Origin of the sequence: Bradyrhizobium sp. LTSP885 (genome assembly GCF_000938305.1) — a bacterium.
Classification (GTDB): domain Bacteria; phylum Pseudomonadota; class Alphaproteobacteria; order Rhizobiales; family Xanthobacteraceae; genus Bradyrhizobium.
The window spans coordinates 98,457-111,156 of record NZ_JYMT01000004.1 but is presented as its reverse complement, the minus strand read 5'-3'; the positions used below and the strand labels follow the sequence as shown (position 1 = coordinate 111,156).

Sequence of the window (12,700 nt, the reverse complement as noted above, 5' to 3'; positions counted from 1 at the left end):
TGCCAGTACCTGCCTCGCCGCGTATGTCCCGCCTCCCTCGAGATCGAGGGAGAAACGGGAGCACAGCCATGCGGGATGTGACGACAGCCGGATTTGCCCACGACCAATTCTCAGGTGCGCGCGACGCCTTCGAGGCCAATTTCGCTGACGGAGAGGAGCTCGGTGCGTCGTTCTGCGCCACGATCGAGGGCGAGACCGTCATCGATCTCTGGGGCGGCTATGCCGACGAGGCGCGGCAGCGGCGCTGGTCGCGCGACACCATCGTCAACGTCTATTCGATCACCAAGACGATGACGGCGCTGACCGCATTATGGCTCGCCGATCGCGGCGAGCTCGATTTCGCAGCACCCGTGGCGCGTTACTGGCCGGAATTTTCCGCCAACGGCAAGGACCGTATCACCGTGGCACAGCTGATGAGCCACACGTCGGGCCTGTCGGGCTGGCATCCCGCAATCAGCGGCGAGGACTTTTACGATTGGGACAAGGCGACCTCGACGTTACAGGCACAGGCGCCGCTGTGGGAGCCGGGCACCGCGTCGGGCTATCACGTCTACACGTTCGGTTTCCTGATCGGCGAGGTGGTGCGCCGCATCACCGGCAAGACCATTGGCACCGTATTCCGCGAACAGATCGCATCGCCCCTGAACGCGGACTTCTGGATCGGCCTGCCGGAATCCGAAGACCACCGCGTCGCCGACCTCGTGGCGTTCCTGCCGTCATCGGCCGCTGATGGCGTCGAGATGAGCGAGATCCAGAAGATCACCTTCAGCGACACCCGGACCGACGTGCCGTCGACCCGCACCCGCGCCTGGCGCGGCGCCGAGATTCCGGCAGTGAACGGTCACGGCAATGCCCGCTCGATCGCCGCGATCCAGACCGTCCTCGCCAATCGCGGTGTCGCCGGCGGCAAGCGGATCATGTCGGAAGCCGGCTGCCGCCGTGCGCTGGACGTCCAGGTCGACGGGCCTGATCTGGTGATGCGCGGCATCGGCGTGCGGTTCGGCCTCGGCTTCGGCCTGCCGTCTCAGATCCTGGCGCTCGAGCCGCCCAATCCCAACACGCTGTTCTGGTCCGGTGGCGGCGGCTCGTTCGTGCTTGTCGATATCGACGCACGAATGACTTTTGCGTACGCGATGAACCGGATGCAGCGGGGTCTCGTGGGCGACGAGCGCTCGTTCCGGATCATCCGCGCGATCTGGCGGGCGATGGGCGCGCGCGACAGAGCGGGTTGATCTGTGATCGGCGCCGATCGCGCGGCTCTATGTCGAGGCCGGATACCACTCCGGCAACTTCCTGATATCGGGATCGAGATGGTCCCAGGCCTGGCGGCGTGAGCAGAACAGCGCGACGGCAGGCTTGAAAGCCGAGGCGTCGTCGAGGCAGCCGACATAGATGCCGACGAACTCCGGGCTCTTGTCCGGCTTGTTGTAGATCGGCGAGCCGCAATTGGGACAGAAGCCTTTTCGTTTGATCGTGCCGCCGTCGGTGGTTCGCGCGATCTCGCGCACTTCCCCGGTTACCGTGAGCGCGTCGCTCGCGAACACGAATACGGAACTGTGGCCGCCGCCGGTGTCGCGCTGGCAGTCCCGGCACAGGCACTGGAAGCCGCGGATCGGGTCCGCAGAGATGGTGTAGCGCACCGCGCCGCACGAGCAGCCGCCCGAGAAACCCATTGCCGCCTCCTCCCGGAGTGTGTCGTCATGACATGGCGACGACTTTGCGAATTGGCAAGGCGGCGGTCAATGGACGTCCGCGTCGTGCGCTCACGCCAGCCGGTTGTTGGCCAGATGCACCGTGAGCTTGTCGCAGGTGGTGTCGATCGCGACGACGGTGGTTGCGATCCGGCCGCGCGCGGCGACGTTGTTGCTGATCTCGACGTTCCTGCTTCGACCGACGAAGACCGCGCTGTCGGGCTTGATGCCGTACAGGGAGCCGGCCCCGAATGTGTTGCCGCGGACAAAAGTCTGGCCGATCTGGTTGCCGGCGATCTTCACGCCATCGGCGTTGCTGACGAAGATCGCATAGATGAAGGAGTCGTCGATGTGGTTGTCCTCGATGATGACACGCCGGTTCTGAAAATTGTCCGGAAATCCCTTGACACCATCAGGTGCGACCATGCCGACATAGATGGCGCCGAGCGTGCCGCTACCTGCGGTCATTTCATTGGCGCCGTTGACGCAATGGCTGAAGCGGTTGTTGCGGAACGCGAGGTTGTCGGCAAACCCGGACTCCGACCAGAAGCCGATGTCGCTTCCCGCCTGCAACGCGACCCCGGTCGAGAACGTGAACTGACAGTTCTCGACGATGGCGTTCGGCGCCTTCATCAGCACGCGGCCGCAGGCATGGAAGCTGCAACGCAGCACGGTGGCGCCGGACCCAATATGCGTCAGCGAGGTGATCGCATCGCCGGTTTTCAGCGGCAGGTCGTGCTGCAGCACCACGTCATAGATCAGGTCCGGCTGGGTGGTCGGGCTCTTGTTCTTCCAGATCTGGGCGATCTTCGTCTTCAGTTCGGGCGCGTGGCGTTTTGTCAGTTGCTCGACCTTGCTGCGTCCGAGCGAGCGAAAGGTGGCGTGATCGCAGCTCTCGATGTCGTCAGCGGCCGCAAGCCCGATGTCCCATTTCGGGCTGAGCAGAAAGCGCTGCGGCGCCGTCTTCGCCACCACGTAATAATAGAAGCCGTGGACGTTGATGGCATCGTCGGAGGTGTTGGCGAAACTACAATCCTCCAGGGTCGGGCCATGTGCGACCGCGGTGAGGTGCGATCCGTCCGAATTGGTGGAGATCAGGCGGTCGGTCGCAGCGCCCTTCGGCCGGGGTCCCGGAACGACCGAGACCTTCTGCAGCATCATCGAGCCTTCACCGCCGTTCTCGATGATGCCCATGCCCGGTGACGCCAGCAGCTTCACGTCGATCAGGCTCGTCGCCACGCTACCGTCCACCGCGATCGCGTGCGCACCGCCATTTGCGATCGTGACCGCGTCGCCGACCGCGATCGGCAACTGGCTCGGGAAGCGATCGTTCGCGCTCCACGCGAGGTGCACCTTGATCAGGCCGTCGCTGATACGCGTGACGCGGCTCGGTGACAAGGAGTCCCTGGCGCCGGTCTTCAGCGCCCGGTTGCCGCGATCCATCACCTTGAAGAAACCACCGGTGATCGAGGCGAGCAGGGCCGCATCGTCGGGAAAGCCGGGATCGACCTTCACCGTGATCTCGAGCGCTTGCTTGTCAAAGGCTGCGATCGTGCCTTGCGTGAACGGGAGCGGGTCATAGTCGATGGTGAGATCGCGGACGGTGAGGCGGTTGCAGCTGGAGATCGCGATGCTGCCGCTGCGCGCGGTGTTGATCAGCTGTGCGCCGTTGCCGTTGAGCTCGAAGCCGTGCAGCTGCTTGAACGCGAGCGGCCGCTTGATCCGGTAGCTGGCATTCTTCTCGAGGTTGAGGACGATGTGAACCGGCCCGGCCTTGCCCGCATCAGCCGCCGACTTGGCGATCGCGGCCAGCGCCTTGGCAAAGGCCGCGTCGGCGTCGCCGCCTGAGGTGGCGGTGAAGGTCGCCATCTCGAAAGTGGCCGATCCTGGGACCGGCGCCTGTTCGGCGCGGCTTTCGGTACCGAGCAATGGGCTTGCCATGACGAACGAGGCAAGCGTCAGCGCTCGCCGGCGGCTGAGCTGTAGCATGCAAGGCTCCTTCCGAGATCGCGGTTGCCCGCGCACGCACTATCCGCCCGCCGAGATGAACCGGAGCCAAACGGTGGACACGACGGTGATTTCGAGTTGACACACCACTGACATACTGCTGGTATGTCAGATATGTCGACGTCCCTTCACCGCGACCGGGCCTATGCGCGTATTCGCGACCTCGTGATGTCGGGCGAGTTCGCGCCTGACGAACCACTGTCGGAACGCAGCCTTTCCGATCGGCTCTCGCTTGGGCGAACGCCGGTCCGCGAGGCCTTGAGTGCGCTCGCGAGGGACGGCCTGCTCACGATCCATCCGATGCGCGGCACCTTCGTGCGGCAATTGTCGTTCGATGATCTGCGCGAGATCCACGAGCTGCGCCTCGCGCTCGAGGGCATGGCGGCCTATCTCGCCGCGACGCGCGGCCCGACCGAAGGCCTTGAGCGCTGTGCGAAGGACTTGCGCCGTGTCCGATCGCGCGCGGCGATCGACGTCGAGGAGGCGCAGCAGATCGGCTGGACCTTCCACGACGAACTGTTCCGCGCCACCGGCAACGACCGGCTGGTGCAGGCCTATGACAATCTGCGCGCCCAGAGCGGCCTCGCGCTGCAGAAGATGCGGCAATACAGCACTGAGCGGACCCGGCAGGCGGTCAACGAGCATCTCGAGATCTACGCTTCCGTCGAGGCGCAAGACCCCGATGCCGCGCAACAGCGGATGTGGCGGCATCTGTCGTCGGCGTTCGAGGCCCGCCTCAAGGCGCTGGGCGCAGTGCGACCGCAGACCTCGGCGAAGGGAGATCATCGGTCATGAGCGTGCGATCCGGCATCCGGCGTGTTTTTGCGTGGCCGCTTGCGGTGCAGATGCTGATCGGCCTGGTCGCGGGGCTCGCCGTCGGGCTGCTGTGGCCGGAGTTCGGCGCGAGCTTGCGTCCGTTCGGCACCGGCTTTGTCGAGGCGGTGAAGATGATCGTCATTCCCGTCGTGTTCTCATCGGTCGCGCTCGGCATCTACCGGATGGGCACCGAGATGAAGGTACTCGGCCGCGTCGTCGTGATCTGCCTCGGCTATTTCTATCTCGCGACCGTGATCTCGATCGTGATCGGCCTGCTGCTCAACGGGATCTTCCATCCCGGCGCCGGAGCACCGCTCGCCGCAACCGGCAAGCTGCCGACGAACCTCGCGGTGTCGGTCGACTGGGTTAAATTCTTCATGGACATGATCCCCTCGAACATCGTCGCTGCGATGGCCGAGCAGAAGATCCTGCCGACGCTGGTCTTCGCCATCCTGTTCGGGCTTGCATTGGCTTCGATCGGCAAGGTCGGCGAGCCTGTCGTCGCGGTGCTGGAAGCCGTGATGGCGGCGATGTTCAAGATGACGAAATGGATTACGGCGCTGGCGCCGCTCGCCGTGTTCGCCATCATGGCCTGGCTGTTCGCGACCCAGGGCCTGGCGACGGTGGTCGCGCTCGCCAAGCTGGTGGCCGTGATGTATCTCGGCCTTGCCGTCATGGTCGTGATCTTCTGGCTGATATTGTTTGCGATCGGCGAAAAGCCGATCGCCGTGACGAAAGCGGTGATGGAGCCGATGCTGCTGGCGTTCTCCACCCGTTCCTCGGAAGTTACGCTGCCGCTCCACATGGAGAAGCTGCAGGCGATGGGCGTGCCGAACCGGATCGTCTCGGTGGTGCTGCCGCTCGGCTATGCCTTCAACCGCGACGGCGCGATCATGTATTTCGCGCTCGCCGTCACCTTCCTGGCCGAGGCCTATGGCGTGGCGCTCTCCTGGTCGACGTTGCTGACCATCGTGATGGTCACCACCATCGCCAGCAAGGGCAGCGCCAATGTTCCCTCCGGCGGGCTGGTCGCCATCGCCATGGTGCTGTCGGCGATCGGGCTGCCGGTCGAGGCGCTGGCGATCATCGCCGGCGTCGACGCCTTCCTCGACATGGGCCGTACCGCGATCAACGTGTTCGGCAACACCGTCGCGGTGAAGCTGGTCCAGCGCTTTGGCGGCGAGCTTGCGGTGGCGGCGCCGGAGACCGCTCCGCTCGCATTGAAGACCCAGGACGCATGATGGACGCCAGCGAGACCCCCACGGCCGCAACCGACATCGTCGATCTGCGCAGCGACACCGTGACGTTGCCGACCGAGGCGATGTATGAGGCGATGCGTAGCGCGCCGCTCGGTGACGACAGCCGTGACAGCGATCCGACCGTGCGCGCGCTGGAGGCGCGGGCGGCGTCGCTGACCGGCAAGACGGCGGCACTGTTCGTGCCGAGCGGCACGATGGGCAATCTCGTGGCGATGCTTGCGCATGGCGAGCGGGGCGGCGAGGTGTTTGCCGACGGCGGCGCACATTTGTTCAATTCGGAGATCGGCAGCATGGTGACGGTGGCGGGTCTGGTCCCGCGATCGGTCCCGAGCCGCCGTGGCGCGATGGATGAAGAGATGCTCGCGCAGGCGATCCGTGCCGCGTCATCGGCGGGCCGGCCGCGACCGGCGCTGATCTGGATGGAGACCACCCACAACGGCGCCGGCGGTACCGTGCTGCCGCTGCCGCATATGGCGCGAATCCACGCGCTCGGCCGCGAGAGCGCCATTGCCGTGCATGTCGACGGCGCGCGTCTGTTCAATGCCGCTGTGGCGCTCGGCGTCAGCGCGCACCAGATTGCCGCGCACGCCGACAGCCTGATGTTCTGCGTCTCGAAGGGACTAAGCGCCCCGGTCGGCAGTCTCCTGGTTGGCGATGACGCCCTCATCGCGCGGGCGCGGGCGTTCCGCCGCATCGTCGGCGGCAATATGCGGCAGGCCGGCGTGATCGCAGCCGCCGGCCTGGTCGCGCTCGACACCATGATCGAGCGTCTGCGCGAAGATCACGAGGCCGCCGCGCGGCTTGCGCAAGGACTAGCATGGCTGGATCCGGCGCTCGCCCAACCCGACCACGTGCAGACCAACATCCTGCGCATCGATGTCACGAACTCAGCGCACGATGCCGCCGGCTGGGCGTCTGCGCTGAGGGCAAGCGGCATTCTGGTGCAGGCCAGCGGTGCGACGCAGCTTCGGCTGGTCACGCATCGTCATATTGACCGCGCGGCGGTCGATCGGACGCTCGCGGCGTTTTCGGCGGTCGCACCGCAGGCGTGACGTAGCACCACGAAGATCGAGCGCGGCGACGGACGACCGGCGGCGTTGAACACACAATGCAATAGGGCTGGCGGCGACCGGCTATTGATCTCGGAGCGATGCCTTCAACCGGCAAATCCGGACATCCCACACGTCCGAGATTAACCGCTATCCGGACGTGCCGCCGACCTGCCAAAATCGACGCGATTGGCCCAATGCAGACCTCAAGATCTATCAAATGCCTGCGATTGGCGAGCCTGTCTCTTATTTGCCGATTAATAGCGTGGTATCAAACGACACCTCTAAGTTGGGTGCGGCGCAATGCTAACCGGATCACGCCTGCTGGCTGTGTACTCCGCTTTGAAGCGGTCTCTAAATCCTAATCCGTGGCACGGTGCCATCTGTATGGCCCTCTGCTTCCTGCCACTTCCGCCTATTATCGCACTGCCTCTCTCTATCGTCGCTGTTGTTATGTTCGTCACGCTCTCATACTTGGATGCTCAGGCTGTGCAGCCACAGTGGGCTTCCACGTCTCCTATTGAGAAAATACGAGCGTGTCTTTCATCCGCGCGTAAGATGTAGACCGCCCCCCACTGAGACCGGGCTAAGCATAGCACGATGCGATGTCCGCCTCTGGCCCTTCTCGGAAGCGCCTAGATGTTCGACTTGAGTCCGAAATCGCACCAAAGCTGACGTTCGCCGACGCCTCTGAATTATGGGTTCACGCCCTGACGTATTGTCTCTTGCGACGCCGCGATCCAGGCGATCACAGCCTTCGACCCATCCTGAAGTGCCCCGTTCTCGCTGTGTGACTGACTATGTGACTGCCCGACGGGCAACTCAGCAAAAACCCGTCAAGGCCCCATGACAAAATATTCCGATTTTCAGAAGGGCAACTCAGTGATATAGATATCCCCGTCCCACCCGATTGAGGGGCGAGCGCACGTCACGAACGCGCGGTGGGATGCGGTGGACGCGGATTGCGCAACTGACGAGTGTGCATGACGCGGACGGCGAAGTCGTGTGGTCCTTACGCTGCAATGCAGGCGGAAAGCTTTCGAGAAGCAAACGCTTCTAAGGGGGCGACGGTGGCAACGAAGCGCTCACCGGGGAGAGCACGAAGGAAACCGTAAAACCATCGCGCAGGGAAAGCCGGAGTGCCTCCGCTGGACCTGTATGCTCGTGTGCACTTCTCTTTCTACTCTTGCACACGGGACCGCGGGTGCAGCGTGCACCCGGCTTTCCCTGCGCCCTCTGTTCCAAGAGAGGGCGAAACGAGAGCAAATCTCGGGCTCACACTGCCGCGAGATCGCGAGCGCATGACTTGACGTCGCTGTCGCCGCGGACGATTGAAGTTGATATCTCCACGCCAACGACCACAGGAATCCTCATGACACGCGTGCGCTGTATCACCGAAATGGGCATGGGCGTCGACGTCCATGGCCGCGACGCCACCAAGGCCGCCAAGCGTGCGGTTTCGGATGCGATCCGCCACTCCAGTCTCGGCTTCTTCCGCATGCTCGGCAAGACCGCGAACGATATGTTCGTCGACGTCACGATCGCCGTGCCGAATCCGCAGGACGTGGATACCGATGCGGTCGCAAAAGAACTGCCCTACGGCACCAAGACGGTGAAGGCGATCGCGGGCGGGCTCGAAATCCCGTCGGACCTCGGCAATGACCCGATCCTGATCGCGAATGCCGCGGTGATTGTCAGCTTCGACGACGGAAAGACCGGCTAATCGTCGCCGCCCCTGAAATAATCCGGCTTGCCGGTGGTCCAGGTCTCGCCCCAATGCTGGCCGCCGCCGTCGACGGTCAGCGTCTCGCCGGTGATGAATTGGCCGGAGGGGCCGGCGAGGTAGATGCTGGCCTCGGCGATATCCCAGGGCGAACCCGGCCGCATCATCGGGTTGGAGCGCGGATAGGCGGCGCGTGCCTCCTCGGTATAGACGTTCCAGCCCTCGGTTTCGATCGCGCCGGGGGCGATGCAGTTGACCCGGATGTTGAGTGGCGCCCACTCGACCGCAAGCGCGCGCGACAGCCCGATCACACCGGACCGCGCCGCGATCGTATGCGCGACGCCGTAAAGGCCATGGGTCGTGACCACGACGATGTTGACGATGCTGCCAGGATGTTTGCGGTCGCGCCAGCGCTGCGCTGCAGCCTGCATCATGTACCAGGTGCCGTTGAGGTTGGTATTGATGACCGCGTTCCAGCCCTTGCTGGAAAAATCGATCGCGGCCTGCGGGAACTGGCCGCCGGCGCTGTTGACGAGGATATCGACACGGCCATGTGCGGCCCAGACCGCATCGAACATTGCGTTGACGGCGTCGACGTCCTTGATGTCTGCGACATGGGCGGAGGCCTTCAGGCCGTGACGCCCGAGATTGCCAACCAGCGCATCGAGCTTGTCGCCATTGCGGCCGACCGCGACGACATGGGCGCCGAGCCGCGCGAACAGAAAGGCGATCGCGCGCCCGATGCCGCCGGCGGCGCCGGAGACGACGACCACCTGACCGGCCAACGCATCGGCCGCGAACACGGTCTTGTGGGTTGCGAGTTCGTCGTCGGAGAGGCCGAGGGTCATGTGTTGTCGAAGTCCGTTGTCCAATTCCGATAAGACGCCGTGGGCCGCCAATCTGTCCTACACGGCGCCCAGCGACAAGGGCAGGTGCGGTGCCGCCCAACCGGGGCAATGTGAATCAGTTCACATCTTTTGGTAGCAAAATCAGGCAATATCGCGTGCGGGGCGGCCCGTTTACGTGTATAACTTCAAGTCGCTCGACACGTTCATTGCAACTTTTAACTGATTTTGATCACCAATCGTGGCGGCCTTCTTCGCCACATCCTGCAGCTCATCATTTTCGATCCGTATTTTCGATCCAGCGTCACATCCGAGATTTATCGTCCCATCCGGGATTCAAGATTTAAGGAGGCGTCATGAAAGCCGTCGCATTCTCCAACAACGATATGGCCGTGGTTGCCTGGACCTTCGGCGGCAAGCTCGCGAATTGTCTCGGATTCGCTGTTCATCGGATCGACGTCAAGGCTGGAACCGAAACCGTGCTGCCGGCGCTGGCGACGTTCAAGGGCGAGGACGCGACGCCGGGCCGCACCACCGCCAACGACCCCGTGCAGAAGTTTTTCTGGAAGGATGTCTACGCCAAGCGCGGCGGCACCTACAAATACAAGATCGTGCCGATGAGCGGCACGCCCGGCGCCCTGCAGCCGATGCCCTTTGGGCCGCTGATCTCGAATCAGGTGCAGCTCAGCCCGAACTACGGCACGCTGTCGGCCTATTTCAACCGCGGCATCCTGGCCACGCAGGCGACCGCGCACAAGCTCACCGACGGCTCGCCGGCGGGCGGGATGGTCGACGTCTTGAAGGCGCGGATCGTCACGATCGGCGATCAACTGCGGATGGATCTCGCCGGAGAGATGATCGAGGCGCTCACCACGCTTCCCGACGAAGCCTTGAGCTCCAACGGCGAATTGCTGCTCGCGCTTTACGAATTCCAGGATCCGGAGCTGATCCAGCACTTCGCCGCGCTGCGCAGCCGGGGCAGCCTGATTCTATCCAACATGCCGGGTGGCACCAAGAAGGGCGGCGATCTGACCAACGACACCTATGCCCAGGAGCGCCAGCAGATCAAGGCGGCCGGGTTGACCGTGATCGACCGCTTCATGCCGAGCAACAGCATCGGCCACAACAAGTTCCAGGTGCTGGTCAACGGCACGCCGCAGGCGGTGCTGTTCGGGTCGACCAATTGCACGTCGAACGCGCTGTGTGCGCAGACCAACAACACGATCATCGCGCGCTCGCCGGCGATGGCGCAGGCCTATGCCGACTACTGGCAGCGGCTGAAGGACGATACCGTACCGCCGGGCAACAACGGCAAGGCGGAGCAGGGCCCGGCGCTTCGCGAGGCAGATAACAAGGGACTTCCGACGATCACGCTGGAGGACAACAGCGGTACGGTCGACCTCTGGTTCTCGCCGAATACGTTGAAGCGCAGGGCCGCCAAGCCCGGACCCGGCGAGGAGACGCCGCCCGACCTGAAGATGGTGTTCGACGCGATCGCGGGCGCAAAGCAGGCGATCCTGTTCCTTGTGTTCGAGCCGGGCTCGCCGAGCATCATCGACGCGATTACGGACGCCCTCAAGGCGAAGCCCTCGTTGTTCGTGCGCGGCGCAGTCACTGCGCCCCAGGCGTCAGGCGCGTTCGCCGTCGGAATCACCGGGGGCGACTCCAGCGCCAAGCAGCCGAAGCGCCAAAAGGGCGACCCGCCGCTACCGGAGGATTTCCGCGTCATCCATACCCGCGGCGTGACCAAGGACGACGCGTTCGACCAGTGGGAGGCCGAGCTGAACCAGGCGGGCCATGCCGTGATCCACGACAAGATCGTGGTGATCGATCCTTTCGCCGACGATTGCATCGTGATCACCGGCAGTCACAATCTCGGTTACAAGGCGTCCTACAACAACGACGAGAACCTGGTGATCATCCGCGCCCACCGGGCGGTCGCGGAGGCCTATGCCGCGCATTGTCTCGACGTCTATGATCACTACGCCTGGCGCTACTGGTTGCAGACCAACCCCAACACGGCCTGGCATTCCCTTGCGAGCGACGACAGCTGGCAGAACAGCTATTTCTCGGCCGACAACCAGGTCAAATCAGCCGAACTGGCGTTCTGGCTGTCGGCGACACCAGCGGCCGACGCGTTGCCAACGCCGGTCGATCAGGCCAGCGCCAGCACGCGGGCGCGCCCGGGCCTGCAGAGTGCAGTCGGCGGAGTTGCGCCCGCGGTTGGTCCGCACTCGCTGGTTCCAACAGGACAAACAGGCACGAGCAAGAGAGCGACTACGAAGAAGCGGGCTGCGAAGAGCGGGACGCCGAAATCCACGGCGACAAAAGCCAAGGCGGCAAAAACCAAGGCGCTAAAAAAGGCGCGGCCGGCGAAAGCTCGTCCTGCCAAGAAGGCGACACGCGTCAAAAAGGCCAAGAAGAAGGCCAAGTAAGCTGCGGGAGGCGCAAGACGAATAGCAGGTTGAACGTTGGATTATCGCAGAGGGGCGGGCTTCAATCGGCGCGTCGGATCGCCTAAGTTCAGACCGACCGCCACCGCCCGCCTGCTGATGAGCCAATCCATGCCCGACCTGTCTGCCTTTCCGATCACGCGCCGCTGGCCTGCCCAGCACCCGGACCGCCTGCAGCTCTATTCGCTGCCGACGCCGAACGGGGTGAAGGTCTCGATCATGCTCGAGGAGATCGGGCTGCCCTACGAGGTGCATCTTGTCGACTTCAACAAGGACGACCAGAAGACACCGGAGTTCCTTTCGCTGAACCCGAACGGCAAGATCCCGGCCATCCTCGATCCCGACGGGCCCGGCGGCAAGCCGTTGCCGTTGTTCGAATCCGGCGCCATCCTGCAATACCTCGCCGAGAAGACCGGTAAGCTGTTGCCGGCGGACCCGGCGCGCCGTTACGAAACCATCCAGTGGGTTCATTTCCAGATGGGCGGCATTGGGCCGATGTTCGGCCAGCTCGGCTTCTTCCACAAATTCGCCGGCAAGGACTATGAGGACAAGCGGCCGCTGCAGCGTTACGTCGCCGAATCCAGCCGCTTGCTCGGCGTGATGGAGACGCACCTTGCCGGACGGCAGTGGTTCATGGACGACGACTACACCATCGCCGACATCTCGATGCTCGGCTGGGTGCGCAACCTGATCGGCTTCTACGGCGCGCGGGAGCTGGTCGAGTTCGACCGGTTCAAGCATGTCGCGGCCTGGCTCGAGCGCGGCCTCAAGCGGCCGGCGGTAGAGCGCGGGTTGAATATTCCCAAGCGGCCGTGACTACGAAACGATAAAAATAATAACTGTCAGTCGGGGGGACT

10 protein-coding genes are annotated in these 12,700 nt (G+C 63.9%); 7 read left to right on the top strand and 3 right to left on the bottom strand.

All coding sequences use genetic code 11. From position 1 onward, the window contains the following. The first annotated feature begins 68 nt into the window (after positions 1-68). Positions 69-1,232, top strand: coding sequence for an EstA family serine hydrolase (locus UP09_RS02835; RefSeq protein ID WP_044536507.1), 1,164 nt, complete (start codon positions 69-71; stop codon positions 1,230-1,232). Positions 1,233-1,259: 27 nt separating this feature from the next. Here UP09_RS02835 and UP09_RS02830 read toward each other — a convergent pair whose 3' ends face one another. Together UP09_RS02830 and UP09_RS02825 are read right to left on the bottom strand one after the other, a co-directional pair. Next, positions 1,260-1,673 carry a GFA family protein gene (locus tag UP09_RS02830; RefSeq protein WP_044536506.1) on the bottom strand — a complete coding sequence of 138 codons (414 nt, stop codon included), beginning with the start codon at positions 1,671-1,673 and terminating at the stop codon, positions 1,260-1,262. A gap of 90 nt (positions 1,674-1,763) precedes the next feature. Continuing rightward, complete coding sequence (locus tag UP09_RS02825; protein WP_044536505.1) at positions 1,764-3,680, bottom strand: right-handed parallel beta-helix repeat-containing protein; 1,917 nt, start codon at positions 3,678-3,680, stop codon at positions 1,764-1,766. A gap of 132 nt (positions 3,681-3,812) precedes the next feature. Between UP09_RS02825 and UP09_RS02820 the strand changes: the two genes are divergently transcribed. The 4 genes from UP09_RS02820 to UP09_RS02805 all read left to right on the top strand — a co-directional run bounded on the left by UP09_RS02820 (position 3,813) and on the right by UP09_RS02805 (position 8,545). Further along, positions 3,813-4,493 carry a GntR family transcriptional regulator gene (locus tag UP09_RS02820; protein ID WP_245301740.1) on the top strand — a complete coding sequence of 227 codons (681 nt, stop codon included), beginning with the start codon at positions 3,813-3,815 and terminating at the stop codon, positions 4,491-4,493. Further along, the gene (locus tag UP09_RS02815; protein WP_044536503.1) at positions 4,490-5,755 is read left to right on the top strand and encodes a dicarboxylate/amino acid:cation symporter; all 1,266 of its coding nucleotides are present in this window, start codon (positions 4,490-4,492) and stop codon (positions 5,753-5,755) included. Before UP09_RS02820 ends, UP09_RS02815 begins: the two co-directional genes overlap by 4 nt. Then, positions 5,752-6,825, top strand: a complete 1,074-nt coding sequence (locus UP09_RS02810; RefSeq protein WP_082069943.1) for a GntG family PLP-dependent aldolase — start codon at positions 5,752-5,754, stop codon at positions 6,823-6,825. Before UP09_RS02815 ends, UP09_RS02810 begins: the two co-directional genes overlap by 4 nt. A gap of 1,369 nt (positions 6,826-8,194) precedes the next feature. After that, a complete protein-coding gene (locus UP09_RS02805; protein WP_044536501.1) occupies positions 8,195-8,545 on the top strand; it encodes a Lin0512 family protein in 351 nt (116 codons plus the stop codon). Here the strand turns inward: UP09_RS02805 and UP09_RS02800 are convergent. Continuing rightward, positions 8,542-9,393: an SDR family NAD(P)-dependent oxidoreductase gene (locus UP09_RS02800; protein ID WP_044536500.1), complete on the bottom strand. Its 852-nt coding sequence runs from the start codon at positions 9,391-9,393 to the stop codon at positions 8,542-8,544. The genes UP09_RS02805 and UP09_RS02800 overlap by 4 nt on opposite strands. Before the next feature lie 353 nt (positions 9,394-9,746). Between UP09_RS02800 and UP09_RS02795 the strand changes: the two genes are divergently transcribed. Next, on the top strand, positions 9,747-11,825 hold the full coding sequence (locus tag UP09_RS02795; protein ID WP_044536499.1) for a phospholipase D-like domain-containing protein: 2,079 nt from the start codon (positions 9,747-9,749) through the stop codon (positions 11,823-11,825). A 129-nt stretch (positions 11,826-11,954) separates the two neighbouring features. Further along, the gene (locus tag UP09_RS02790) at positions 11,955-12,659 is read left to right on the top strand and encodes a glutathione S-transferase family protein (protein WP_044536825.1); all 705 of its coding nucleotides are present in this window, start codon (positions 11,955-11,957) and stop codon (positions 12,657-12,659) included. Positions 12,660-12,700: the final 41 nt, after the last annotated feature.

Coding starts and splice junctions, on each gene's coding strand:
- UP09_RS02835 (WP_044536507.1), top strand. CDS start 69: ATGCGGGATGTGACGACAGCCGGATTTGCCCACGACCAATTCTCAGGT.
- UP09_RS02830 (WP_044536506.1), bottom strand. CDS start 1,673: ATGGGTTTCTCGGGCGGCTGCTCGTGCGGCGCGGTGCGCTACACCATC.
- UP09_RS02825 (WP_044536505.1), bottom strand. CDS start 3,680: ATGCTACAGCTCAGCCGCCGGCGAGCGCTGACGCTTGCCTCGTTCGTC.
- UP09_RS02820 (WP_245301740.1), top strand. CDS start 3,813: ATGTCGACGTCCCTTCACCGCGACCGGGCCTATGCGCGTATTCGCGAC.
- UP09_RS02815 (WP_044536503.1), top strand. CDS start 4,490: ATGAGCGTGCGATCCGGCATCCGGCGTGTTTTTGCGTGGCCGCTTGCG.
- UP09_RS02810 (WP_082069943.1), top strand. CDS start 5,752: ATGATGGACGCCAGCGAGACCCCCACGGCCGCAACCGACATCGTCGAT.
- UP09_RS02805 (WP_044536501.1), top strand. CDS start 8,195: ATGACACGCGTGCGCTGTATCACCGAAATGGGCATGGGCGTCGACGTC.
- UP09_RS02800 (WP_044536500.1), bottom strand. CDS start 9,393: ATGACCCTCGGCCTCTCCGACGACGAACTCGCAACCCACAAGACCGTG.
- UP09_RS02795 (WP_044536499.1), top strand. CDS start 9,747: ATGAAAGCCGTCGCATTCTCCAACAACGATATGGCCGTGGTTGCCTGG.
- UP09_RS02790 (WP_044536825.1), top strand. CDS start 11,955: ATGCCCGACCTGTCTGCCTTTCCGATCACGCGCCGCTGGCCTGCCCAG.